A 25,219-nucleotide genomic window follows, 5' to 3' on the forward strand; every position below is an offset into this window, starting at 1 on the left:
ACTAGCGGCTGTGGCGCAGTTCGGGCGTCTGCCGCCCGGAGCGGGGTGCCGGCTGTCCGGAGCCTGCTGCCCGCCGATGGGCAATGGCTGAATCGGCCATCTCTTGGCTGACGGGCAGCTTGGCCAGTATGCCGCGGATGACGCTCTGCGGGGTCTCACCGGTGCTGGCCGCCTTGCGGTCCAGGATGATCCGGTGCGCCAGCACCGATTCGGCAACGGCAACAACGTCGTCCGGCAGGACGAAATCCCTGCCGTCCAGCGCCGCCGTGGCTTTGGCTGCACGGAGCAGCTGCAGCATGGAGCGCGGGCTGGCGCCGAGGCGGAGCATGGCGCTGTCCCTGGTTGCCCGGCCCACGGCGACGGTGTATTCCTTGACGGCTTCAGAGACGTACACCTGCTGGACCGTGGCGATCATTGCCGCGACGTCTGCCGAGGTGACCACCGCAGTGACACGCTCGAGGGGAGACGTGGCCTGGTGGGTTTCCAGCATCTCGATCTCCGAGTCCTTGTCCGGGTAGCCCATGGAGATCCGTGCCATGAAACGGTCCCGCTGCGCTTCGGGCAGCGGGTACGTCCCCTCCATCTCGATGGGGTTCTGGGTGGCCACCACCATGAACGGCGCGGCGAGCCCGTAGGAGTGCCCGTCCACCGTGACCTGGTGCTCCTCCATGCATTCGAGCAGGGCGGACTGCGTCTTTGCGGAGGCGCGGTTGATTTCGTCCCCGATCACGATGTTCGCAAACACGGCGCCGGGCCTGAACTCGAACTGGCGCGAGGACTGGTTGTAGATGGAGACGCCGGTGACGTCCGAGGGGAGCAGATCAGGGGTGAACTGGATGCGGCTGACGGAACAGTCGATGGTTCGGGCCAGGGTCTTGGCGAGGAGCGTCTTACCCACGCCGGGCACGTCTTCGAGGAGCAGGTGGCCCTGGGCGAGCAGGACCGTCAGTGCCAGCTTCGCGGCTTCCGCCTTGCCGTCGATGACGGTGTTGATGGCCGACAGGATGCGTTCGCTCGCAGTGCGGAAAGCGACGGCATCCAACTCAACCGGCTTGTGGCCGTTGAGCTGGTGTCCGCCGTGCGCAGCACCCCCCGCGAAGCCGTGCCCGCCCTGGAGTACTTCGTTGACCACGGTGCGTCGGTGCGGTTCCATCGGCAACCTTTCAGCCCTGAGTGACGCCCGGAACGGTGCGGCGGAAGTTTGCCGATGCCCGTTGGCGGGCGTTCACATCTTTCCATACCAGCGTACTAAGACAACTGCCGTGGCTAACAGAGGGTTCCGGGTAATTCTGCGCGCTGCCCCGGCCCGGCGGGCCGAGCCCTTTCGGCCGGGCTGTCCGCCGGGCCCTGTCCGCCCGAAGGGCGACGGCGGGGCTGCCGCCGCTAGGCTGGAGGGATGCGCCATTCCCTGACCCCCAGCCCCTATCGAGTGCCCGGAAGCGACGGGTCCGGCAAGCAAGGCTACCCGCCGGCGCCCGAGCCCCTGCCGGTGCCCGTGATGGACAACCACACGCACCTCGATTTCCCCGGCGACGACGTTCGCGTGGAGATTGCCGCCGCGCTGGACGCAGCAGAGGCCGTAGGCGTGCGCGGCGCAGTCCAGATTGGCTGCGACCTCGAATCGTCCCGGTTCACGGTGCAGGCTGTTGATTTGGATGCCCGGCTGCTGGGGGCGGTGGCAATCCACCCCAACGACGCACCCCGCTACGCCCAGTGCGGTGAGCTGGAGGCAGCCCTGGCCGAAATAGAGGAGCTGGCCGCCCACCCGCGGATCCGCGCCATCGGCGAAACCGGCCTCGATTTCTTCCGCACCGAGGGCGAGGGGCTGGCCCACCAGCGGTACTCCTTCCGCCGGCACATCGACATCGCGAAGCGGCTGGACCTGACCCTTCAGATCCACGACCGCGACGCCCACAGCGACGTCGTTCAGGTCCTGCGGGAGGAGGGCACCCCGGAACGGGTGGTGTTCCACTGTTTTTCCGGCGATGAGGACCTCGCCCGCATCTGCAACAGCGAAGGCTGGTTCATGTCGTTCGCCGGCACCCTCACCTTCAAGAACGCCGCCAACCTCCGTGCGGCACTGGCCGTGGCGGACCCGGAACTGGTGCTGGTCGAAACCGACTCACCGTTCCTGACGCCGCATCCGCACCGCGGCCGGCCCAACGCGAGCTACATGGTTCCGTACACCGTCCGGGCCATGGCCAAATTGACAGACTCCGACCTTGCCGGGCTGTGCACCGCCATCAGCCGCAATACCGTGCGGGCGTACGGATCCTGGGACTGATGAGTGAGGTAGCCGCCCATTCGGCGTGCATACCAGGTAGGCAATAATTTTGGCGGCTTTATAACGCTTCGGTTACAGTGAAAAACTATTAGCCGGGGTCGGGGAAGGCCTCCGGATGATGTCACTCACTTCTTTCAGGCAGGGCGCCTTCAGATGTCCTGCCATGTGAGTGTGGCGGCGCACATGCCTGCTGCAGGCTCCGGAACGGTCCGGGGCCCACCCTTCGGGTGATTGCCTCAGGTGCCTCTGTGCGTTTTTCCCCGTGCCCGGACAGCTCAACAGTTACGGGCAATCGTGGTCAACTTCTTCAAGTCGGACGGCAAGTTCAGTTTCGTCAAGGTCGGCACCCAGCTTCTCGTGCTCACGGCACTCGTGCTCGGGCTCGTCGCCTTCGTGGGCAACAACAAGACAGTCACCCTGAATGTTGACGGCAAAGTGAGCTCCGTCCAGACGTTCGGCGGCACCGTGGGCCAGGTGGTCAAGAGCGCCAAAGTGGAGCTGCAGGCCGCCGACCGCGTCTCGCCCTCGGTGGAAGCCCGGATTGAGAACGGCTCGGTCATCAACGTGAACCTGGCCAAGGCCGTGAAGGTGAGCCTGGACGGGGCCGAGAAGACCGTCAGCACCACGGCTCCGGACGTGGGCGGGCTCGTGACGCAGCTTGGCGTGGCCAGCGCTTCCGAGCTGTCCGTGCCGAAGGACGCCCAGTTGTCCGTCGATGGATCATTCGTGGCCATCTCGACCCCCAAGACGGTGAGCATCCTCGCCGATGGCAAGGCAGCCAAGACCACCACCACGGCTCCCAACGTCGGAGAGGTCCTCAAGGACGCCGGGGTCAAGCTGGCCGCGGCAGACCGGACCTCGCAGCCGGCGAACGCCCCGGTGGTCAACAACATGGTGATCAAGGTTTCCCGTGTCGAGACGGGCAAGACCGCAACCACCACCGAAGAAGTCCAGTTCGAAACGTTGAGTACGGACAGCGCCCAGCTGCCCAAGGGCGAGGAAAAAGTCACCCAGGCCGGCGTCCCGGGCGCGGTGACGAAGACGTACAAGCTGGTGCTCGTTGATGGCCGCGAAGCCTCCCGGACGCTGGTCTCCTCGAAGACCACGCGGGAACCGGTCACCGAGAAGGTCACCGTGGGCACCAAGGCAGAAGCGGCGAACACCGGAGCAGCCGCCCCCGCGATGATGAACGAAGCCATGTGGGACAAGATCGCGCAGTGTGAATCGACCGGCAACTGGTCCATCAACAACGGCAACGGCTACTACGGCGGCCTGCAGTTCGACATCCAGACCTGGATCGGCGCCGGCGGCGGAGCTTACGCCCCCAACGCCAGCCTGGCCACGAAGGCGCAGCAGATCGACATCGCCAATCGGGTCTACGCAGAGCGCGGCCTTCAGCCGTGGGGCTGCGGCTGGGCAGCAAGCAGCTAGCCAGAAACACTCAAGCCACCTGGCGCCGCGGCAGCTGACCACAGCTGCGGAGCCACGAAAGGCCGGGTCCGGAAACCTCCGGGCCCGGCCTTTGCCGTACCGCCGTGGTCGGTTCCCGCCGTGTCCGCCGTTTCCAAACGGCACCGCCCGCCGGGATAGGATACCTAGGTGACTGACCCGACTCCCTCCGCCTCCGGTACTGCGCCAGCCCCGCTGTTTGGCGCGTCCGATATCCGCAGGCTGGCCGAGGAAATCGGCGTCCGCCCCACCAAGACCCTTGGCCAGAACTTCGTGATCGACGGCAACACCATCCGCCGGATCGTGGCCGCGGCCGGCATCGGCGCGGAGGAAACCGTCCTCGAGATCGGCCCCGGTCTCGGTTCCCTGACGCTCGGCCTGCTGGACGCCGCGAAGTCCGTGGTCGCCGTCGAGATTGACCCCGTCCTGGCCGCCAAGCTGCCGGAAACGGTCCGGCAGTGGCGGCCCGACGCCGCCGGGGAATTCCACCTGGTGCGCGCCGACGCCATGAAAGTCACCGAGCTCCCCGCGGAGCCCACGTCCCTGGTGGCAAACCTGCCCTACAACGTGGCCGTGCCCGTGGTCCTCCACCTCCTGCAGCACTTCCCGTCGATCGGGCACGGCCTCGTGATGGTGCAGGACGAAGTGGCGGACCGGCTCGCTGCCGGCCCCGGCTCCAAGATCTATGGCGTGCCCTCGGTCAAGGCCGCGTGGTACAGCAGCATGCGCAAGGCCGGGGTCATCGGAATGAATGTGTTCTGGCCGGCCCCCAAGATCCAGTCCGGACTTGTGGCCTTTACGCGCCGCGAACCGCCGGTCACCACAGCCAGCCGCGAGCAGGTTTTCGCCGTGATCGACGCGGCCTTTGCCCAGCGCCGGAAGACGCTTCGCGCCGCCCTCGCAGGATGGGCAGGGAGCGCTGCCGAAGCGGAGCGCTGCCTCGTCGCGGCGGGCGTGGATCCCACCGCGCGCGGCGAAGTCATCGACATCGCGGCGTTCGCCCGGATCGCCGAGGCGCGCCAGGCCGCAGGCGCCTGATGCGGCGAAGCCGGACCGCGGCAACAGTGTCCGCGGACGACGCCGCGCTGCCGGGGCCTTCTTGGAGCCCGGCACCACCATGCCCTAGCTTGGACTCATGAACGCAGTGAGAGGGCGCTTTGCGGCAAGGACCGTCCGGGTCAAGGCTCCGGGCAAGGTGAACGTCTCACTGGATGTGGGCCCTTTGCGTCCGGACGGCTACCATTCCGTGGCCAGCGTGTACCTGGCCGTCTCCCTGTATGAGGAAGTGGCGGCCACCAGCACGGCGAACGACGGCATCACCGTCAGTATCAGTCCCGCCAGCACGCTGGACCTCGACGGCGTGGATATTCCGCTCGACGAGCGCAACCTCGCCTACAAGGCGGCCGCCATCATGGCTGATGTTTCGGAACACTCCACCGGCGTGCATCTGGAAATCACCAAACGGGTGCCGGTGGCCGGCGGCATGGGCGGGGGGTCGGCGGACGCCGCCGCCACCCTTCTGGCCTGCGATGCGTTATGGAACAGCGGCCTGTCCCGGGATGAACTGTCCCACCTCGCCGCCGAACTGGGTGCCGACGTGCCGTTTGCGCTGCTGGGCGGTACGGCAGTGGGGCTGGGCGTGGGCGATGACCTGTCGCCGGCCCTGGCCAAGGCGCAGATGGACTGGGTCCTCGTCACTGCCGAGTTCGGCCTCCCCACCCCGGAGGTGTTCCGGACGCTGGACAGGCTGCGTGATGCCGAGGGGATTGAGGTCGCGGAGCCCACGGCGGTGGACCCTCAGATCCTGCAGGCACTGCGGAGCGGCGACGCCGACGCCCTGAGCCGGGTGCTGGTCAACGACCTTCAACGGGCATCCATCGAACTTGCCCCGAGCCTCCGGGACACCCTGGGCCTTGGCGAGTCATCCGGAGCCATTGCCGGGATCGTCTCCGGCTCCGGCCCCACCGTTGCCTTGCTGGCCCACAGCCCCGAGGCCGCTGAAGGACTTGCCGAGGAGCTGCAGCACAAGGGCCTCAGCGCCATTGCCGTCCATGGCCCGGTGCCCGGCGCCCGCATCATCTCCGATACCCTCCTTTAATACCCTTTCAAGTTTCAGATTCCCCGTTTGCAGAAGAAAGCAGTTCCCCGTGGCACACCTGCTCGGCGGCGAGAACCTCTCGGTCTCGTACGCAACCCGCACCGTTCTCGATGGCGTAACCCTCGGACTCGAAGAGGGCGACCGGATCGGCGTGGTGGGCCGGAACGGCGACGGCAAGTCCACACTGATGCGCCTGCTTTCACTGCGGTCCACCCCTGACTCGGGCCGCGTCACCAAGCGCGGGGACGTCAACGTCGGCTATCTGGACCAGAGCGACGTGCTCGACGGCGACCTCACGGTCGGCGCCGCCATCGTTGGCGACCAGGCCGACTACGAATGGGCCCGCAACCCGCAGATCCGCGAGGTGATGGGCGGCCTGGTGTCCGACGTCGACTGGCACGCCAACGTGCACGCCCTGTCCGGCGGCCAGAAACGGCGCGTTGCGCTGGCAAAGCTCCTCATCGAAGACCACGACGTCATCATGCTCGACGAGCCCACCAACCACCTCGACGTCGAGGGTGTGGCCTGGCTGTCCCGGCACCTGAAGACCCGGTGGCGCGCGAACCAGGGCGCGTTCCTCGTGGTCACCCACGACCGCTGGTTCCTTGACGAAGTCTGCACCAAGACCTGGGAGGTCCACGACGGGATCGTCGACCCGTTCGACGGCGGTTACGCCGCCTATGTGCTGGCCCGCGCCGAGCGCGACCGCGCGGCATCGGTGACGGAAAGCAAGCGGCAGCAGCTCGTGAAGAAGGAACTGGCCTGGCTCCGCAGGGGCGCCCCCGCCCGCACGGCCAAGCCCAAGTTCCGGATCGAGGCCGCCAACGCCCTCATCGCGGACGTGCCCGAACCGCGTGACTCCACGGCGCTGAGCAAGATGGCCACGGCGCGCCTGGGCAAGGACGTCCTGGACCTTGAGCACGTCTCGCTGGACTTCCTGGGCGGCGATCCCGGACAGAAACTCTTCGACAACATCACCCTCCGGCTCGCGCCGGGGGAGCGGCTGGGGCTGGTCGGTGTCAACGGCGCCGGCAAGACCACCCTGCTGAAGCTCCTCAACGGAGAAATTCAGCCCAGCTCCGGCAAGGTCAAGCGCGGCAAGACGGTTGTCACCGCCGTGCTGACCCAGGAGGTCAAAGAGCTCGACGACGTCTCGGACCTGCGCGTCATCGAAGTGATCGAGCGCGAAAAGCGTTCCTTCAACGTCGGAGGCAAGGAATTCAGTGCCGGCCAGCTCGTGGAGCAGCTTGGCTTCACCAACGAGAAGCAGTGGACGCCCGTCCGCGACCTCTCCGGCGGTGAGCGGCGCCGACTGCAGCTCCTGCGCCTGCTCGTGGGGGAGCCTAATGTGCTGATGCTCGACGAACCGACCAACGACCTGGACACCGACACCCTCGCCGCCGTCGAGGACGTCCTCGACGGCTGGCCCGGCACGCTGGTGGTGGTCAGCCACGACCGCTACCTGCTCGAGCGCGTCACGGACCACCAGATGGCCCTTCTGGGCGACGGCAAGATCCGTGCCCTGCCGCGCGGCGTGGACCAGTACCTCGAACTCCGCGAATCCGCCCTCGCCGGCTCCACGGTCACCGGCGGCGGAAACCCGGTCACCTCCGCCAGCTCGGGCCCGGCACAGGCCGTCTCCGGAGCATCCGAAGCGGAGAAGCGCGACGCCCGCAAGGCCAAGAACCGCATCGAGAGGCAACTGGGCAAGATCACCCAGCAAGAAGAAAAGATCCACGCCCAGATGACCACGGCCTCCGCGGACCCCTCCAAGGTTGGCCAGCTTGCGGAACTCAACAAAAAGCTCAAGGACCTCTCCACAGACCGCGAAGCCCTAGAGCTCGAATGGCTCGAGGCGCTCGAAGTCCTGGGCGAGTAGCCTGCCTTCCGGCGCTGGCTGGGTGCCGAAGCCGGCCCTTCCGCGTCGCTTAGACACATCACATAGGGAGCGCTCCGGTCGCTGGGCGACCTGCGCGCTCCGATGTGCTGCGATGCGCTCCTTTCGGAAGAACCGCCTCCGGCGCGGGAAGTCACCTCATCGCCGTGGAACAGTGGGCATCTCGGAACGGAACTATCGCAATAGCGGTGCGGGGGACCTTCGCGTAGGAGCGCATCGCGGCGCATCGGGCTCCGAAGGTCGCTCAGCGACCGTAGGGGCCCATTTGCGTCGTGTCTAAGCGACGGCGAAGGGCCGCTGCACCGCGGACGTGACCACAGACGACGGCGACGGACTAAGGCTCGCTGCGGACGTGATCACAGGCGACGGCGAAGGGCCGCTGCACCGCGTAGGTGACCACAGGCGGCGGAAGGGGACCGTGGCGCCGCGGACGTGACCACAAGCGACGGCGAAGGGCCGTTGCATCGCGGGCGTGACCACGGACGACGGCGAGGGGCTAAGGCTCGCTGCGGAGCTCGGGCTCCTTTTTGAGGCCGGTCAGACCGTTCCAGGCGAGGTTGACGAGGTGGGCTGCGACGGCGCGTTTGTCGGGCTGGCGGCTGTCCTGCCACCACTGGCCGGTCATCGCCACCATCCCCACGAGCATCTGGGCGTACATGGCGCCGTCGGCAGCGCTGAAGCCGCGGCGGGCGAATTCGTCGGACAGTATGTGTTCCACCCGGGCCGTGACGTGCGAGAGCAGCGTGGAAAAGGCGCCTTCGGGCTGGGACGGGGGAGCGTCACGCATGAGGATGCGGAAGCCGTCGGTGCGGTCCTCGATGTACGTCAGCAAGGCCAGGGCGGCACGTTCGACAAGGACCCGCGGTTTGGCTTCGTCGGCCAGGGCGTCGTTGATGGAGGCCAGCAGGATCTTGAACTCAAATTCCACCACCTGGGTGTACAGGCCCTCTTTCGAGCCAAAGTGTTCGTAGATCACGGGCTTTGAGACGCCCGCCGCGGCGGCGATCTCCTCGATGGTGGTGCCGTCCAGGCCGCGCATCGCGAAGAGGCCCCGCCCCACTTCCACCAGTTGGGTACGCCGCTGGGGCCCGGTCATCCGGGACCGCGGAATGCGCGCGGGGACCGCTTCCGGCTTTGCCGTCCGGTTCCCCGCGCCGTCAGTGGTCCCTGTGCTGTTGCTCACCGTCCCATCATGCCTTATGCCAAACGGTGCCCAGCGGTCCGCGGCCAGTCCCGGCGTACTGCCCGGACGGGACCGGCGGCCCGGCGGGCCAGGTCGCACGAGCATCAACGTTCGTGGCAGAATTGGTTCTCGTGCCTCGGCCTTTGAGCCTTGGCATGGTCCGCCCTGGTGTAATGGCAGCACCCCGGCCTTTGGAGCCGTGGAGTATAGGTTCGAATCCTATGGGCGGAACTGCTGCATCAGAGGTGTCCAGTAGGATAAGCCTGTTGCCGGTTCCGGGCACACGCTCGGACGCCGCGCATGTAGTACCGCGCAACCGAACAAGGAGAGCCCGTACGTGAGCCCCGAGAAGTCCGGCCCAGCCGCCGTAATCGTCCTAGCAGCAGGTGCCGGTACCCGGATGAAGTCCCGTACCCCCAAGATTCTCCACGAAATCGGCGGCCGTTCCATGGTCGGCCACGCCTTGCTGGCCGCGCGCAGCATCAACCCCCAGCGGCTCGCCCTCGTAGTCCGCCACGAGCGGGACCGCGTGGCGGCCCACCTCACTGAGCTCGATCCCGAGGCCCTCATCGTGGACCAGGACGATGTTCCGGGCACCGGAAGGGCCGTTGAAGTGGCGCTCGAGGCACTCGACGCCGACGCCCCGGTGGCCGGTACCGTGGTGGTGACCTACGGCGATGTGCCGCTGCTCACGGGTGAGATGCTTGCCGAACTCGTCAACACCCACGAATTCGAGGGCAACGCCGTCACGGTCCTGACCGCGCTCCTTGAGGACGCCGCGGGATACGGCCGCATCCTCCGCGGAGAAGACGGCACGGTCACCGGCATCCGCGAACACAAGGATGCCACCGACGCCGAGCGTGAAATCCGTGAAATCAACTCAGGAATCTACGCGTTCGACGCCGCCGTGCTGAGGGACGCCCTCCGGCACGTCACCACCGACAACTCCCAGGGCGAGAAGTACCTGACCGACGTCCTGGGACTGGCCCGCGAAGCCGGCGGCCGGGTCGCCGCCGTCGTCACCGCGGACCGCTGGCAGGTCGAGGGCGCCAATGATCGCGTGCAGCTTGCCGCCCTCGGCGCCGAGCACAACCGCCGGATCGTGGAGTCATGGATGCGCGCGGGCGTCACCGTGGTGGATCCCGCCACCACGTGGATCGACTCCACCGTCACGCTGGCGGAGGACGTCCGGATCCTGCCCAACACCCAGCTGCACGGCGGCACCACAGTGGCGAGGGACGCCGTCGTCGGCCCCGACTCCACCCTGACCGATGTCCGCATCGGCGAGGGCGCCAAAGTGACGCGCACCCACGGTTCGGGTGCGGAGATCGGGGCGGGCGCGAGCGTCGGACCGTTCACCTACCTGCGCCCCGGCACCATCCTGGGGGAGACCGGCAAGATCGGCGCCTTCTACGAAACCAAGAACGTGAAAATCGGCCGCGGCTCAAAGCTGTCGCACCTGGGCTACGCCGGGGACGCCGAAATCGGCGAGGACACCAACATCGGCTGCGGCAACATCACGGCCAATTACGACGGCGAGAAGAAACACCGCACGGTGATCGGCTCGGGCGTCCGCACCGGTTCCAACACAGTATTCGTCGCACCCGTCACGGTGGGGGACGGTGCCTACAGCGGCGCCGGAGCCGTGATCCGCAAGGACGTACCCGCGGGAGCCCTGGCTCTGTCCGTCGCCGAACAGCGCAATGCCGAGGGCTGGGTCAAGGCCAACCGCCCGGGCACGCTGTCCGCAGAGCTGGCAGAAGCCGCAGCGGCCCGCGAAGCCCGCACAGATTCCCCAAATTCCCCCGTATCTACAGAAGAGGGCACGCAACCATGACCGAAATTACGGCTCGCGGCGAGAAGAAGCTGGTGCTCGCCGCAGGGCGTGCCCACCCGGAGCTTGCCCGGGAAATCGCCAAGGAGCTGGGCACGGAACTGCTGCCTGTCGACGCCTACGATTTTGCCAACGGCGAGATCTACGTCCGCGCCGGCGAGAGCGTCCGCGGAACCGACGCCTTCGTTATCCAGGCCCACCCGGCACCGCTGAACAACTGGCTCATGGAACAGCTGATCATGATCGATTCGCTGAAGAGGGCCTCGGCCAAGCGGATCACCGTGGTCTCGCCGTTCTACCCCTATGCGCGCCAGGACAAGAAGGGCCGCGGCCGCGAGCCCATCTCGGCCCGCCTCGTGGCGGACATGTACAAGACCGCCGGCGCCGACCGCATCATGAGCGTGGACCTGCACACCTCCCAGATCCAGGGCTTCTTCGACGGCCCCGTGGACCACCTCATGGCCATCCCGCTGCTGGCGGACTACATCCGCACCAGGGTCGATGCCGAAAACATCACCGTGGTCTCCCCGGACACTGGACGCGTCCGCGTGGCCGAGCAGTGGGCGGAGCGCCTCGGCGGCGCGCCGCTGGCGTTCGTGCACAAGAGCCGTGACCTCACGGTCCCCAACCAGGCCGTCTCCAAGACCGTCGTGGGCCAGATCGAAGGACGGACCTGCGTCCTCATCGACGACATGATCGACACCGGCGGAACCATCTCCGGCGCCGTCCAGGTGCTCAAGAACGCCGGCGCCAAGGATGTCATCATCGCGGCCACGCATGCGGTCTTCTCCGACCCCGCCGCGCGCCGGCTCTCCGAGTCCGGTGCCCGTGAAGTGGTGGTCACCAACACGCTGCCCATCACGCCGGACAAGCGCTTCCCCGAACTCACGGTCCTCTCGATCGCACCGCTTATCGCACGGGCCATCCGTGAAGTGTTCGACGACGGTTCGGTCACCAGCCTTTTCGACGGCAACGCCTGACCCCGCTGACTGAACAAAGCCGGCCGGCGTTGTGCCCGTTTCAATAATCGGGCACAACGCTGGTAGGATTTTTCCCGATACCTTGGCGAGGGAGAGCACCTCCGGAAAACCGGACTGCTGGTCTCCGTTATCGACTGGGTCTGAATCTCCCTTCTGGAAGGGCTGCCCTCCGGCCGCCCGGCGTTGAAGGTCGCTGCAGACCTCCGCCCTTGCTGAACACAGTTAAAGCCACCAGGAGAAACACATGTCTGAGCAGAAGCTCGCAGCAGAAGTACGCGCCGAATTCGGCAAGGGCTTCGCCCGCCGCGCCCGCATGGCCGGCAAGATCCCGGCTGTCATCTACGGCCACGGTGCAGAGCCCATCCACATCACGCTCCCCGCCAAGGCCACCACGCTGGCCGTGCGCACCGCCAACGCCCTGCTGTCCCTGGACATCAACGGCGAGTCGCACCTTGCCCTTGTCAAGGACATCCAGCGCAACCCGATCAAGCAGATCATCGAGCACATTGACCTCCTGACCGTCCGCCAGGGCGAGAAGGTCACCGTGGATGTTGCCGTTCACGTGTCCGGCGAAACCGCCCCGGGCACCGTCCACAACCTCGAGCTCACCGTTGTCTCCCTCGAGGCAGAGGCAACCCACCTGCCCACCGCCGTCGAGGTCGACATCGAAGGCCGCACGGCCGGCGAGCACATCCACGCTTCCGACCTCGTCCTCCCGAAGGGCTCCGTGCTGCTGACCGACGCCGAGGCCCTGGTCGTCAACATCTCCGAAGCCATTGAGGCCGAAGGAGAAGGCGAGGAAGCGGCCGCCGCTGGCGAAGCTGCCCCGGCCGAAGCTGCCGCCGAGTAAGTACCAAGCTTCACCACGCGGTGCGGTCTCGCGCCGCCCAACAGTGGCCGGGTCCCGTGCGGGCCCGGCCACTGGCGTCCCGTGTTCCCGGCACGCCCGGCGACCACTTTAGGATTGATGCATGACTGACACCTGGCTGATCGTAGGCCTCGGAAACCCCGGACCCGAGTACAGCCGCAACCGGCACAACGTGGGCCAGATGGTCCTCGACGAACTGGCCGCGCGCATCGGCGGGAACTTCAAGGCCCACAAGTCCAGGGCCCAGGTCCTCGAAGGCCGGCTCGGAATCGGAGGCCCGCGCCTGGTGCTGGCGAAACCCAGCACCTACATGAACGTCTCCGGCGGCCCCGTGTCCGCCCTGGCCAGGTTCTACGACGTTGACCCGTCGCGGGTGGTGGCGGTCCATGACGAAATCGACATTCCCTTTAATACGGTGAAACTCAAGATCGGCGGCGGCGAAGGTGGCCACAACGGCCTCCGGGACATTTCCAAGGCGCTGGCCACCAAGGACTACCTTCGCGTCCGGGTGGGGGTCGGCCGGCCGCCGGGCCGGATGGACACCGCAGATTACGTCCTGCGGGACTTCGCCCCTACCGAGAAAAAGGAGCTGCCTTTCCTGCTGGACGATGCCTCAGACGCCGTTGAATTGCTGATCACAGATGGCCTGACTGCCGCACAACAGAGGTTTCATCCCGCGAAAGTCTGAGCCGCCGCCACAACATTATTCGGGAGCTAATATTCCGGGAAATTCATATTCAACCCACCAAATCTCAAGGTCGCATCAAGGTCTGCGAAATGGTGAATCAATGCCCTGTTTTACTGCAGGGGTAACGGGGTAGTCTTCTTCTAAGCGGGGGAGGCGATGGGGCCTTAATCCTGCCAAGCGGGATGTAAGGAAAAGTTCATGTCTATTGAGCCACTGAGCTGGGGACGTGGGTCTACGGCGGGCGTGCTGGCCGGGCCAGGGGCTGCCGGCGGAACGGACCTTCAACGATGGTCGGTTCCGGCGCGCAGTGCAGACCTCGAAGCCATCCGCAATGCGCTGACGGATCCAGACTCCCTGGGGGTAGTCATCACGGGTGCCCGAGGCGTGGGCAAATCCTCACTCGCCCGCACCGCGGTGGCGGAACTTGGCCCGGACATTTGGGCGCTTCAGCTCCGCAGCCCCCTGACCGGTTCCCAGACATCCTACGGCTGCCTCGCCTTCCTGCTCGCCAGGCTTCCGCAATCGGCCATGGGTTCACCCACGGCCATCCTCCAAGGGATCACGTCCCTCATCCGCAGCGACGCCGCAGGCCGGGACTGCATCATCACCCTGGATACCACCGGCATGATCGACGACATGAGCGCCGGCGTCCTCCTGAACATCATGCTCACGCGGACCGCCAGGGTGATCGCCATTGCCCCCGGGACCAGCGACCTTCCCGCAGATTTCCATTGGCTGCTCACAGACCGCCGGCTCACCGAAGTACGGCTGGAGAACCTCAACGAACTGCAGACCCGGCAGGTGCTGCTAACCCTGCTTGGCCACCGTGTGTCAGCGTCGCTCGTGAGCACCTATCACGCCATCGTCGGCGGTAACCCGTTGCTGCTCAAAGCGCTCGTTACGGAGCAGCAGCAGTCAGGCAACCTCGTCCTGTCCGATTCCGTATGGACTTTGCGGGACAAGGTGGTGCTGGACGGCGCAACCGGTCTCGACGACATTGTCCGCTCCCGCTGGTCCCGCGAATCCCCGGAAACCCGCGAGGTCATGGAAATGCTGTCCTGCGCCCGCAGGGTGGCCCTGGCCAGGCTGACCGAAATCTACGGCACCGCCACCGTGGCGGACATGGAGGATGCCGGCCTGCTCACAGTGGGGGACACCGAGGCCCGCTGGGTATCCCTGCGGGAACAGTACCTGGGCGACGTCGTCCGTTCCTGGTTGAGCATTTCGCGGCGGCGGGAGCTCCGGAACCAGCTGCTGAACGGGGCGGAACCCGACCTGTCCAAGCTGTCAACGGAAGAGTGCATCGAATTCGCTGCCTGGACGCGCGAATGCCAGGCAGAACTCAGCCCGGCCCTGGCAGTGGCCGCGGCGGAGGCAGCCGTGCAACTGTTCGACCCGCGGTTTGCGCTCAGCTGCCTCGAGAGCCTCAAGAGGACCGATGCGGAATGGGTCGAAGGGCAGCAGCACAAAGCCTCCGCCTACCTGCTGCTCGATCTGCCGCTGCAGGCCATGGCCGCCCTTGACGACATTTCACAGGCACAGCTGGACCAGCTCGGCGCCGAGGATTTCGCCAACGTTGTGGCAGCCAAGTGCAGGGTCATGGTCTGGCTCCCGGAGCTGAAGGACAAAGTCCCTGCGGAGTTGGAAAAGGCCCGTGCGCGTCTGGGCGTCACTCCCGGCATCGCCACCACCTGGCCCGAGCCCCTTGGTGCCGCAATGAACCACATCACGCTGAGCGAGTTCGAATACAAGACTTTCATCGGCGACTACGCCCCCATGATTGAGGCCCTTGAGGAAGCAGCAGATCCGGGTACAAACAAGGACACGGGCTTCCGCATCCAAGCCGCCATGATCCTCATGCAGGCCCTCTCCGCCGTCGGTAGGGAAATGGATGCGCTCCAGCTGATGAGGAGGGTTGGCGGCCAGCTGTCCGACGCCGGCCCCATGACCGGGCTGCGCGAAAAGTTCGCCCTGACGGCATTCGGCGTACTGTTGCAGGCTGGCCAATGGCAGCGTTGCCTGGACCTGGTCGGGCCGCCGAAGGGCCAGACCGAGCGCCGCCTTGCCCACCGGACGGCAGCCACCGAGCTGGCCACCGGAATAGCCTACGTATATTCCGGCCGCGGCGCTGTTGCACTTGATTCGCTCCTGTCCGCGGTGGCCCAGCTGGAACTGCGCCCGGTCCTGAACCTGCTCCAGGCCGCCTACGCCGCCACGGCCTTCGCGTATGCGCAGATCGGCAATGCCGGGCAGTCCCGCAAGTACCTCGACAAATTGCGCGGCGCGAGGGGCCCGTGCAACTTCGGCACCCAGACCATCACTGATTTCTGCGCTGACATGGCCGGGAGGTGGCTGGGAGACACCGACGCCGTCAAGCGCCTGCTGGAGACGGCACGGGGCGACATCGCCGCCGGCCGGTATACTCTTGCCGGGATCAGCCTGCTGGGTGCCACGGTCAACGGCACCGACGACGACTTCCGACTGCTTGAGGAGGTCGCTGGCCATCGCCAGGGAAAGCTCGCCGAGATCTCGCGCCTGATCGCCGTGGGCAGCCGCACGAAGGACGCCAAAGTGCTCCTGGAGGGCGCGCACCTCTGTGCGGAGCTGGAACTGGATGCGGTGGAGGCGCGGTGCGTTGCGCTCGCTGTGGACTTTGCGCGGCACTCTGGCGATTCCGCCTCAGCCCGCATAGCGCAGGCCCGGCTGGACAACCTCACCGCCACAGTGCCCAGCCTGCCGATCGTCCCGAGCAGCGGCAGCCCCCTCCTTACCGCCCGTGAGCGGCAGATTTCCCGGCTGGCAGGAAAGGGCGTCTCCAACCGGGATATCGCCTTGGAGATGGGCGTCTCCGTCCGCACCGTCGAAGGCCACCTGTATCAGGTGTTCACCAAGCTCGGCGTGACTTCCAGGGGTGATCTGCCTGGACTCGTCTAATGGCCGCGTGAAAGCGGAAGCCGACCAGAGGCAGCTTACGGGCCGCCGGGAAGCGATCGAGCACGTCTGCAGCATTATCCGCAGCCGGGCGAGCCAGGCTGTTTACCTCATGGCGGGGCCCGGCATCGGGAAGTCCTCGGTCACGGATGCCGTCAGCGAGAAGATGGCCGCGGAAATGACCATCCTGCGCATCCATGGCAGCTCCTCGCTCGCCAAAGTCCCGTACGGCGTGCTGGCCCCGTACACGGCTGAACTCCCGGCAGAAGAAGCGGACTCCCCGGTGGCCGTCCTAAGGGCGGTCTGGACGTATTTCCAGCAGCTCAAGGGGGTCAACGACGTGCCCTTGCTGCTTGTCGTGGACGACGCCCACCACCTTGACGACGCCACTGCAAGCCTCGTGGTGGACATGATGTCGGCGGGGTGGGCCAGCGTGCTCGCCGCCGGCCGTCCACGTCCCGGACTGCCGCAGGCACTCAACCAGCTGTGGTACGACGGCCTGGCTGAGCGCGTGGACCTCAGGCCCCTCACCGGGGACCAGGTGACGGAGGTGGTGGAACACACCCTGCAGGGGACTGTCCCGGCCAGCACCGTGCAATCGCTGTGGTCTGCGTCGGGCGGCAATCCCCTTCTCCTGAACAGCCTGCTCAGCGACGCGGTCGCCGACGGGACCCTCGTCAAACGCAACGGGATCTGGCTCCTCCTGGGACCGCTGCCGGCCGACGGGCCCAGGCTCTCCGACGTCGTCGTCAAGGATCTCCTCCGCAGGACGCCGGAGGAACAGGATGCCCTGCGGGTCATCGCCCTCGCCGAACCCGTTCACCGGAGCCTGATCGAAGACGTGTGCGGGGCAGCTGTTGTGCGCTCCCTCCTGGACAACCAGATCGTGAGTGAATCCACCGGCCGGCAAAGCGAACTGCGGCTGTGGCATCCGGTCCTGGGCCAAGCCATGCGGCACCAGGTGTCGGTCTCCAGGAGCCTGCAGCTGCGACAAAAACTGGACGAGTACCTTGACACCCGGAATGCCGGTGCCGAGGGCAGGCTGCGGATGGTCGAATGGTCACTGGAATGCGGCATGGACGTGCCTGATCCTGACCTGCTGGACGCCGCGCTGCTGGCTGTGACCACGTTCAACAATGCCGGGGCACGCCTCATGACGGCGCACGTCCGGACCCCGGAGCTGCTGCCGCACGCGCAGTCCGTCACCGCCAGGGCACTCTTCAACGAAGGCAAATACCGGGAAGCCGCGTCCCTTCTGGACGAGTGCTGGATTGAGCTGGCCGGAGATCCTGGGGCTCCGCACGTTCTCATGCTCAGGGCGTCGGCCCATCTGGCGCTGGGAGAGTCCGCCCAGCTCCTTCGCGCCGAATCCCGGCGCCAACTTGAAAACGCCGGACTCGAGGTGGCCGAGTCCTGGCAGGACCGGATCCACGGGCTCCTCGAGTTGGCTGACGCCGGCGATCACGAAGGGATACGCAAAGTCATTTCCGCAGTCGGGTACGCGGGCGAGGCAACACGGTCCGGGGCAGCGGCCACCGGCGGGGAGACCACATCAGGGCCGGGCAGTGAACGGTCCAGGGCTGACCTCCGCGCCGCGTCCGTCAGCGAGACCACCCACGCGGTGGCTCAGGCCCTGCTGGCCCAAACCTTGGTATCGGCCGGGCTGGCACACCAGGCCCACGCCGCCGCCCTGGCAGCGGCACCTTCGTTGCCGGCGCTGCATGGCGGCCTGTACTTCTTCGATGAGTTCGTCCTGACCCGTCTTGTCGCGGCGTCGCTGGCTGCCGGCAACTGGGAATCGGCCGAGCATGAGCTGTCGACGTACCCGCCCGAGCGGGCCGAAGGGGCCGCCACGTTTGGCGGCGGAATCCAGGTGCTCCGCGGCCTGGCGTTCCTGCGGCAGGGGCAGCTGGAACGCGGCTATCAGGTTCTCCTGCCTGCCGTAGAGGCCCTTCGCGTCAACGATCCGCTCCAGGAGTTCAGGTTCGGCGCGGCGCTGGCCTTCTACGCGGCAGCGCGGCTGGGGGATACCCCGCAGGCCAAGCGGCTCGAACAGGACTTCATCGCCGCAAGGCATGCCAGCGGTCCGGGGTGCGATCTCCTGGCTGAGGCGTACGCGGCGGCTGCAGCGGAGTATCTGGACCGGAAGGGCAGCGGACTGGACAAACTCCGGGAGCTGGCGGCGTCGGACCCTGTTGCCGCCCAGCCGGGTATCAGGATGGAATGCCTGATCCTATGTTCCGATCTTGGGGACCGTTCGGTGATCCAGGAGATTGCTTCGCTGGCCGGTGCCATTGAAGGCCGCTGGGCGGCAGGGTGGAGGCAACTGGCCCAGGCGTGGGCCTCGGAGGATGCTGACCTCATCATGGAGACCGCCGCGGGCCTGGAAGAAGCCGGCCTGATCAACCTGGCGCGTGAGGGGTACGCCCGGGCAGGCGCCCTGCTGGACGGTGCCGGGGAGCGGCGGCGCGCCCGCCAGGCCGTGGCCCACCGGGAGAAGTGCGACGAGGAGCTCGGCGAGCGGTTCAGGGAAAGCCCGTTCATCGCCTCGGTCCCGAGTGTCCACCTGACCCGCCGCGAGCGGGACATCGTGGAGCTGGCAGTGCAGGGGCTGTCCGACCGTGAGATCGCCCAGCAGCTCATGGTGTCGGTCAGGACCGTCGAAGGCCATCTCTACAGAAGCTACGTCAAGCTCGGCGTCCGCCGGCGGGATGAGCTCGCCTTGGCCCTGCCCAAGAAATAGCCCTGCCCAAGAAGCAGCCGGCCCAAGAAGTAGACCTCCCAAGAAGCAGCCGGCCCGCCGCCGACCATCCGGCAGCGAACCCGTGCGCAGACCTGCCCATTCCGCGCCATTCCGGGCGCAGCACGGGCCGCCTGCGCGAACCAGTAGTCGATTTCCTGAAAAAACGAGTACACAGTACTCGTGCCGGAAATGGCCGTTCACGATTAACTGAGAGTGGCAGCAGAAGCGGTGTCCAACTACACCGCCAAAGCTGCCGCCAGGCAGTGCAGGTCTCGATCCGCATACTTCCGGCCATAACGGTCCGGTGAAGACGGGGCCGGCGACGTCAGAGCCTTCTGAGACCGAGGCTCTCCCCCCAGCCGTCGCCGGCCCTTATAAGTGGCAAGCGTGCCGGAGGATTCCGGCGCAGTCAGGGCGGCCTTTCCCGGGGAAGGGCCGCCTGCACTGTGCTGTGGGACAATTGAGACGTACCTCAAGGCACCCCAAGGAGTCCCATTGGCCGTCGTATCAACGCCACCCACGCTCTCGCGTGCCCTCCCCGCCATGGACAACGCCGAGGTCCTGCGGATCCGGAACGACTTTCCCGTGCTGGACCAGCTGGTCAATGGCCGTCCGCTGATCTACCTCGACTCCGGTGCCACATCACAGAATCCGCTGAGCGTCATCGAGGCCGAACAGGAGTTCTACGAGCAGCGGAACGCCGCCGTGCACCGCGGCGCCCACCACCTTGCCGTTGAGGCCACGGAAGTCTTCGAAGACGCCAGGCAGACTGTTGCCGACTTCGTCGGGGCGCAGTTCGAGGAAACAGTCTGGACGTCCAACGCCACCGAGGGCCTGAACCTCATCAGCTACGCGCTCTCCAACGCGAGCCTGTGGGCGGCGCAGGGACGCGGGGACGCGCGGCTGCGGGAACTGGCACTTGGGCCGGGCGACGAGATCGTGGTCACCGAAATGGAGCACCACGCAAACCTGATTCCATGGCAGGAACTGGCATACCGGACCGGCGCCACACTGCGGCACATCCCGATCGACGACTCTGGGTTGCTGCTCATGGACCGGGCCGCGGAAATCGTGGGGGAGCGCACCAGGCTGCTGGCCTTCACCCATGCGTCCAACGTGCTCGGCACGATCAATCCGGTCGCTGAACTCGTGGCCTTGGCGCGCAGCGTAGGTGCGCTGGTGGTGCTGGATGCGTGCCAGTCGGCGCCGCACCTGTCTCTTGACGTCAAGCAGCTGGACGTCGACTTTGCCGTGTTCTCGGGCCACAAGATGCTGGGGCCCACGGGCATCGGTGTGCTGTACGGCAAGCAGGAGCTCCTGGACGTGCTGCCGCCCTACCAGACCGGCGGGTCCATGATCACCACCGTGACCATGGAACGGGCTGAATATCTTCCCGCGCCACAGAGGTTCGAGGCCGGGACGCAGAAGATCTCCCAGGCCGTTGCCCTCGCGGCCGCGGTCAATTACCTGACGGAGACCGGAATTGACCGCGTGCACCGCTGGGAGTCCGAACTGGGCCAGCGCATGGTGGCAGGCCTCGAAGGCATCGACGGTGTCCGGGTGCTCGGCCCGGCCGCCGGCCAAGACCGCATTGGCCTCGCGGCGTTCGACGTTGCCGGCGTCCACGCCCATGACGTCGGCCAGTTCCTGGACTCGCGTGGAATCGCCGTCCGCGTCGGCCACCACTGCGCCCAGCCGCTGCACCGGCGGCTTGGCCTAACGGCCACCACACGGGCCAGCGCCTACTTGTACAACACCACCGACGACGTCGACGAATTCCTGGATGCGGTGTCCGGAGTCCGCGCCTACTTCCGGGCCTAGTGCCCGGCTACACGAAGACAGGTACTTGAGCATGAGCCTCGACCAGCTTTACCAGCAGATCATCCTGGACCATTCCAAGGCCAGGCATGGCAGCGGCCTGTCGGAAACGCCGGCTCCCGACGGCGCGTCCACCGGCCAGTCGCACCAGCTGAATCCCGTCTGCGGCGACGAGGTCACCCTGCGTGTTGCCGTGGACCACGGGACCGTTGCCCAGCTGGCGTGGGACGGCGCCGGCTGCTCCATTTCGATGGCATCCGCGTCCGTACTGAGCGAAATGGCTGAAGGCATGTCCGTGGATGAACTCCGCTCGGTGATCGGCAACTTCCGCGAGGTCCTGCGCTCGCGCGGAAAAGTCCACGCGGATCCCGAAGTCCTGGGCGATGCCGCCGCGTTTGAGGGCGTGGCCCGCTACGCGGCGCGGGTGAAGTGCGCCATGATCTCCTGGGTTGCCGCGGAGGACGCCCTGAACCAGGCGGCGTAGCAAGCTCCCGTCAGCCCTGTCCTGTCCGCTCGAAAACATCCGGCACGCCGTCGCCGTCGTCGTCCCGCTTTTCCTCGAGCTCCACACGGCGGTAGTGCCGGTTGCGGGCCTTAAGCACGACGGCGGCAATCACCGACGCCGTCAGCGAGCCGGCCAGGATGGCCACCTTCGCGTGATCGTCGTGCACCGAACCGGGTCCGAAACTGAGTTCCGCGATGAGCAGGGACACCGTGAAGCCCACCCCCGCGAGGAGCGAAAGGCCGGCAACGTCGATCCACTTCAGCCCGTCGTCGAGCTTTGCCCGGGTGGTTTTGGTGACGACGTAGGTGGCACCGAAAACGCCGACCGCCTTGCCCGCGACCAGGGCAGCCACGATTCCCAAGGCCACGGGGTCGGCGAAGGCGGAGGCGATTCCGGGCCCCCCGCCGATCGCGACGCCGGCGGAGAAGAAGGCGAAGATGGGCACCGCGAATCCGGCCGAGACCGGCCGCAGCACGTGCTCGAGGCGTTCGGCCATGCCCCGGGCCTGGCCGTCGCCATGGCCTTGGCCGGCTGCCCCGGTCCGCATCCGGCGGCGGTCCGCCCGCGAAACGAGGACAGGGACTGTGAACCCGAGCAGGACGCCGGCCACCGTGGCGTGGATCCCGGAGGCATGCACAAGGGCCCACGTGGCCGCCGCCAGCGGCACCAGCAGGTACCAGTGGCTGATGCGTTTCCGGACGAGCAGGGCAAAGAGCCCCAGCGGGACCAGGGCGGCCAGCAGGAAGACGGGCTGCAGGCCTGCGGAGTAGAAGAATGCGATGATGCCGATGGCGATCAGGTCATCCACCACGGCCAGGGTCAGCAGGAAGGTCCTGAGCGCGGCCGGGAGGTGGGTGTTGATGACCGCCAGCACGGCCAAAGCGAACGCGATGTCCGTGGCCGTGGGGATAGCCCAGCCCCTGAGGGCCTCGGCGCCCTGGCTCCAGGTGACTGCGGCGTAAATGATGGCCGGCACAGCGACGCCGCCCACTGCCGCGGCCACCGGAACGATTGCCCTGGACGGTCTGCGGAGTTCGCCGGAAACGAATTCCCTCTTCAGTTCCAGCCCGGCTATGAAGAAGAAGATCGCCAGCAGGCCGTCGGAGGCCCAGTGGCCCACGCTCAGCCGGAGATGCCACGGCTCGAAGCCCAGTTCCAGGTCCCGCAGGCCGAAGTAGGCTCCCGCTTCCGGGGAGTTGGCCCAGATCAGGGCGGCGGCGGTGGCGGCGAGGAGCAGGGCCCCGCCCACGGTCTCCAGCCGGAGGATGGCTGCGATCCGGAGGTATTCCTGATAGGTGGAGCGGCTAAACACCGGATGTGCGCGGGAAGGAAGGGGCGGTCTGGCCACTGGGGGCTCCTTGCTCAGGGGGTCGGCAAACGTATTGCCGACCAGACTTCCCGGCGCACCTTTTGCTGCCAGCTTAGCCGAGGCAGCCCGGCCGCGACAGGCGCCGCGGCCCCGATGAGCAACCTAGCCCCGGCGGCAGAACCCCGGGCCGCGACTGCAGACCCGGGGAACCGTCCTGAGCGGCGCCGCTCAGCCGAGCAGCGCCGCGATACCGATTCCGGCCGTGGCGGCACCCAAAACCATGGATACCGCCACGAGGACCACGTGGACTGTGAGGAACTTCGTGGCCTTGCCGGCGGCGTCCCGCGCCCGTGGGTCCTTCATCACCCGGCGCAGGAACTGCGGCCACACGACGAGCGACCAGAAGCCGGAGATGATCAGGATCCAGGCCAGTACGGCGGGGACGTCCACGGCCTTAGTGGCTTTCGAGCCAGGCCTGGGCCTGCTGGGACTGGATGTTCAGCGCCTTGCCCACCATGGGCTCGGCTGCTTCGGCGATCTTTCCGCCCAGGAACGGGACGGAGGACGTGACGTTGCCCTCAAGCTCCACGCGGGTGCTGCCGCCGTCAGCCACGAGGCGCTGGACTGCCGTGACATCGAGGGGGGCTCCGGCGATCTTGAGGGAGATGTTGCTCTGGCGGGAGCCGTCGGCGGCCGGAGCGTCCCAGTTCTCCACCTGGGTCACCTTGAGCGTTTCGCCCACGAACTTGCGGGCGATTTCCGGCAGGCGGGTGGTGGGGAGGGTGCGTACGGAAGTGGTGCTGAAGGCTCCCGCAACGTCACCGGCCACGGTGAAGGACTCGAGGCTGCCGCCCACGAATTCGCTGGTGTGGCGCTGGAAGTCCTCGTTGGCGAAGACTTCAGCGACCTTGTCGGCGCCGTGGGGAAGGGTAGTGGATGCACTCAGTGCCATGGGTCCTCCGTTGTTGTGGGGTCAGAACGCTTTTTGCTCCCAACATCCTACGGGGTTGCGTGCGTCTCATTTTCACCGGGCGGGTTGTCGCCGGACTTTTCCGCAGCTGCGACCTTCCGTGCCGCGGCGGTGATGTTGCGCGACATGGCCGGAAAGATGAGGCTGTGGAACGGCAGGACGGCCAGCCAGTAGAGCCGGCCGCTGAGTCCCTTGGGGAAGAATAAGGCCCGCTGGCGGTAGCGGCTGCCGGCTCCGTCAGGCTCCACGGACAGCTCAAGCCAGGCGCGTCCCGGAGCGCGCATCTCGGCCCGCAGCCGGAGCAGGCGGCCGCGCTCGATCCGCTCCACGCGCCACCAGTCCACCACTTCGCCGGAGACGAGGTGGTGGGGGTGGCGCCGGCCTCTGAGAAGCCCTGCGCCGCCGGAGAGCTTGTCCAGCCAGCCGCGGACGCTCCACGCCAGGGGCAGGGAATACCAGCCGTTCCTGCCGCCGATGCCCTCGATGATGGTCCACACATGCGCGGGGTCAACGTCGCCGTGGAAGGTCCGCTCATCCACGTAAACCTTGTGGCCGGCCCAGTCGGGGTCGCTCGGCAACGGATCGGCATCCACGCCGGCGTTGGCCCACGTGGTTTCGACCTGTGCGTCGCGTTCCTTGCCGAGGGCAAGGGCGACGGCCTTGCGGTAGCCGGTCAGGCCGCCGTCGGGCTGTTTGATGTAGTTGTCGATGTCATGTTCGGCGGAGACGGCGTCGTGCTGCAGCGACTGCACCAGCGGGACGGACATGGACAGCGGAATCGGGGTCACCAGCGCCACCCACAGGCCGGCAAGCCTGGGCGCCGGGATGGGCAGCGCCAGGACCAGGCGCCGCGGCAGGCCTGCCTCGGCGGCGTATTCCTTCATCATGCCGGCGTAGCTCAGGACGTCCCTGGAACCGATGTCGAAGGTCCGGTTGAGCCGTTCCTGCAGTGCGGCGGCGCCCACCAGGTAATGCAGCACATCGCGGACGGCGATGGCCTCGATCCGGTTCCGCACCCAGCTGGGGGCCGGCATCAGGGGCAGGGTCTCGGAGAGGTGCCGGATCATCTCGAACGATGCCGAGCCGGAGCCGATCACCACGCCGGCCTGGAACACGATGGCGTCCACGGGGCCGGACAGGAAGACCTCACCCACGGCCTCGCGGGAGCGCATGTGCGTGGACAGTTCGCTGTTGTGGGGGTGCAGGCCGCCGAGGTAGACGATCCGCTGCACGTCGGCCGCTGCCGCTGCCGCTGCCTTCGCCACGAGCTCCGCCATGGACTTCTCCCTGGCCTCGAAGCCGGACCCCGCCGCCATCGAGTGGACCAGGTAATACAGGACCTCGACGCCCTTCAGGGCATCCTGGAGGGCAGCGGCGTCGTCGAGGCTGCTGCGCACGACTTCGATGTCATCGATCCACGGCACCCCGGCGATTTTCTCGGGGGACCGGACCAGCACCTTCACGCGATGCCCGGCCTCAAGGAGCCGCGGAACCAGCCGGCCGCCGATATATCCGGTGGCGCCTGTGACCAGCACCGTCCTGCGGTCATTTCCGGGGTGGTCGCTCACGGGAGTCTCCTTAGGATGGCTGCGATGCCGGGCTGAACCTCATTTGCCAAGCAAGCTTAGCAACGGGCCCGCGCGGGCGGCCGGTGGCCGCCAC

The 25,219-nt window shown here is 66.9% G+C and carries 19 protein-coding genes and 1 tRNA gene; 14 read left to right on the forward strand and 6 right to left on the reverse strand.

What is annotated here, in order from left to right:
- Position 1: 1 nt before the first annotated feature.
- Positions 2–1,153 (reverse strand): MoxR family ATPase, encoded by a 1,152-nt coding sequence (locus tag J7I89_RS19550; protein ID WP_214973640.1) that lies wholly within the window; start codon positions 1,151–1,153, stop codon positions 2–4.
- Positions 1,154–1,396: 243 nt separating this feature from the next.
- Here J7I89_RS19550 and J7I89_RS19555 point away from each other — a divergent pair, with 243 nt between their 5' ends.
- From J7I89_RS19555 to J7I89_RS19575, 5 genes are all read left to right on the forward strand, one after another.
- Complete coding sequence (locus J7I89_RS19555) at positions 1,397–2,284, forward strand: TatD family hydrolase (protein WP_214973642.1); 888 nt, start codon at positions 1,397–1,399, stop codon at positions 2,282–2,284.
- Positions 2,285–2,578: 294 nt separating this feature from the next.
- On the forward strand, positions 2,579–3,715 hold the full coding sequence (locus J7I89_RS19560; RefSeq protein WP_214973644.1) for a resuscitation-promoting factor: 1,137 nt from the start codon (positions 2,579–2,581) through the stop codon (positions 3,713–3,715).
- A 168-nt stretch (positions 3,716–3,883) separates the two neighbouring features.
- The gene (gene rsmA / locus J7I89_RS19565; protein ID WP_214973646.1) at positions 3,884–4,771 is read left to right on the forward strand and encodes a 16S rRNA (adenine(1518)-N(6)/adenine(1519)-N(6))-dimethyltransferase RsmA; all 888 of its coding nucleotides are present in this window, start codon (positions 3,884–3,886) and stop codon (positions 4,769–4,771) included.
- A gap of 97 nt (positions 4,772–4,868) precedes the next feature.
- Entirely contained in the window at positions 4,869–5,831 is a 963-nt protein-coding gene (locus tag J7I89_RS19570; protein WP_214973648.1) for a 4-(cytidine 5'-diphospho)-2-C-methyl-D-erythritol kinase, read from the forward strand.
- A 49-nt stretch (positions 5,832–5,880) separates the two neighbouring features.
- Positions 5,881–7,710, forward strand: coding sequence for an ABC-F family ATP-binding cassette domain-containing protein (locus J7I89_RS19575; RefSeq protein WP_214973651.1), 1,830 nt, complete (start codon positions 5,881–5,883; stop codon positions 7,708–7,710).
- A gap of 514 nt (positions 7,711–8,224) precedes the next feature.
- On the opposite strand, the gene J7I89_RS19580 is transcribed toward J7I89_RS19575, so the two are convergent.
- The gene (locus J7I89_RS19580) at positions 8,225–8,824 is read right to left on the reverse strand and encodes a TetR/AcrR family transcriptional regulator (RefSeq protein WP_214973833.1); all 600 of its coding nucleotides are present in this window, start codon (positions 8,822–8,824) and stop codon (positions 8,225–8,227) included.
- Between the two features lie 246 nt (positions 8,825–9,070).
- On the opposite strand from J7I89_RS19580, the gene J7I89_RS19585 reads away from it, so the two are divergent.
- The 9 genes from J7I89_RS19585 (at position 9,071) to sufU (ending at position 21,257) form a co-directional block, all read left to right on the forward strand.
- A tRNA-Gln gene (locus tag J7I89_RS19585) sits at positions 9,071–9,142 on the forward strand.
- 106 nt (positions 9,143–9,248) lie between these two features.
- Positions 9,249–10,748, forward strand: a complete 1,500-nt coding sequence (gene glmU, locus J7I89_RS19590) for a bifunctional UDP-N-acetylglucosamine diphosphorylase/glucosamine-1-phosphate N-acetyltransferase GlmU (protein ID WP_214973653.1) — start codon at positions 9,249–9,251, stop codon at positions 10,746–10,748.
- Entirely contained in the window at positions 10,745–11,725 is a 981-nt protein-coding gene (locus J7I89_RS19595) for a ribose-phosphate diphosphokinase (RefSeq protein WP_214973655.1), read from the forward strand. The genes glmU and J7I89_RS19595 overlap by 4 nt, the downstream gene beginning before the upstream one ends.
- A gap of 244 nt (positions 11,726–11,969) precedes the next feature.
- Positions 11,970–12,575 (forward strand): 50S ribosomal protein L25/general stress protein Ctc, encoded by a 606-nt coding sequence (locus J7I89_RS19600; protein ID WP_214973657.1) that lies wholly within the window; start codon positions 11,970–11,972, stop codon positions 12,573–12,575.
- A 121-nt stretch (positions 12,576–12,696) separates the two neighbouring features.
- A complete protein-coding gene (pth, locus tag J7I89_RS19605) occupies positions 12,697–13,281 on the forward strand; it encodes an aminoacyl-tRNA hydrolase (RefSeq protein ID WP_214973659.1) in 585 nt (194 codons plus the stop codon).
- 198 nt (positions 13,282–13,479) lie between these two features.
- A complete protein-coding gene (locus J7I89_RS19610) occupies positions 13,480–16,215 on the forward strand; it encodes a LuxR C-terminal-related transcriptional regulator (RefSeq protein ID WP_214973661.1) in 2,736 nt (911 codons plus the stop codon).
- A gap of 7 nt (positions 16,216–16,222) precedes the next feature.
- Positions 16,223–18,955 carry a LuxR C-terminal-related transcriptional regulator gene (locus J7I89_RS19615; protein ID WP_308159971.1) on the forward strand — a complete coding sequence of 911 codons (2,733 nt, stop codon included), beginning with the start codon at positions 16,223–16,225 and terminating at the stop codon, positions 18,953–18,955.
- 495 nt (positions 18,956–19,450) lie between these two features.
- The gene (locus tag J7I89_RS19620) at positions 19,451–20,776 is read left to right on the forward strand and encodes a SufS family cysteine desulfurase (RefSeq protein ID WP_214973663.1); all 1,326 of its coding nucleotides are present in this window, start codon (positions 19,451–19,453) and stop codon (positions 20,774–20,776) included.
- A gap of 31 nt (positions 20,777–20,807) precedes the next feature.
- On the forward strand, positions 20,808–21,257 hold the full coding sequence (gene sufU, locus J7I89_RS19625; RefSeq protein ID WP_056629340.1) for a Fe-S cluster assembly sulfur transfer protein SufU: 450 nt from the start codon (positions 20,808–20,810) through the stop codon (positions 21,255–21,257).
- Positions 21,258–21,267: 10 nt separating this feature from the next.
- Here sufU and nhaA read toward each other — a convergent pair whose 3' ends face one another.
- The 4 genes from nhaA to J7I89_RS19645 form a co-directional block, all read right to left on the reverse strand.
- Positions 21,268–22,626: a Na+/H+ antiporter NhaA gene (nhaA, locus tag J7I89_RS19630; RefSeq protein ID WP_308159972.1), complete on the reverse strand. Its 1,359-nt coding sequence runs from the start codon at positions 22,624–22,626 to the stop codon at positions 21,268–21,270.
- A gap of 189 nt (positions 22,627–22,815) precedes the next feature.
- Positions 22,816–23,037 (reverse strand): SCO4848 family membrane protein, encoded by a 222-nt coding sequence (locus J7I89_RS19635; protein WP_056629344.1) that lies wholly within the window; start codon positions 23,035–23,037, stop codon positions 22,816–22,818.
- Positions 23,038–23,041: 4 nt separating this feature from the next.
- Positions 23,042–23,539, reverse strand: a complete 498-nt coding sequence (locus J7I89_RS19640; RefSeq protein WP_214973665.1) for a DUF2505 domain-containing protein — start codon at positions 23,537–23,539, stop codon at positions 23,042–23,044.
- A gap of 47 nt (positions 23,540–23,586) precedes the next feature.
- On the reverse strand, positions 23,587–25,125 hold the full coding sequence (locus J7I89_RS19645) for an SDR family oxidoreductase (RefSeq protein ID WP_214973667.1): 1,539 nt from the start codon (positions 25,123–25,125) through the stop codon (positions 23,587–23,589).
- Between the last annotated feature and the right edge of the window lie 94 nt (positions 25,126–25,219).

The organism is Arthrobacter sp. ISL-5, assembly GCF_018613835.1.
Lineage (GTDB): Bacteria > Actinomycetota > Actinomycetes > Actinomycetales > Micrococcaceae > Arthrobacter.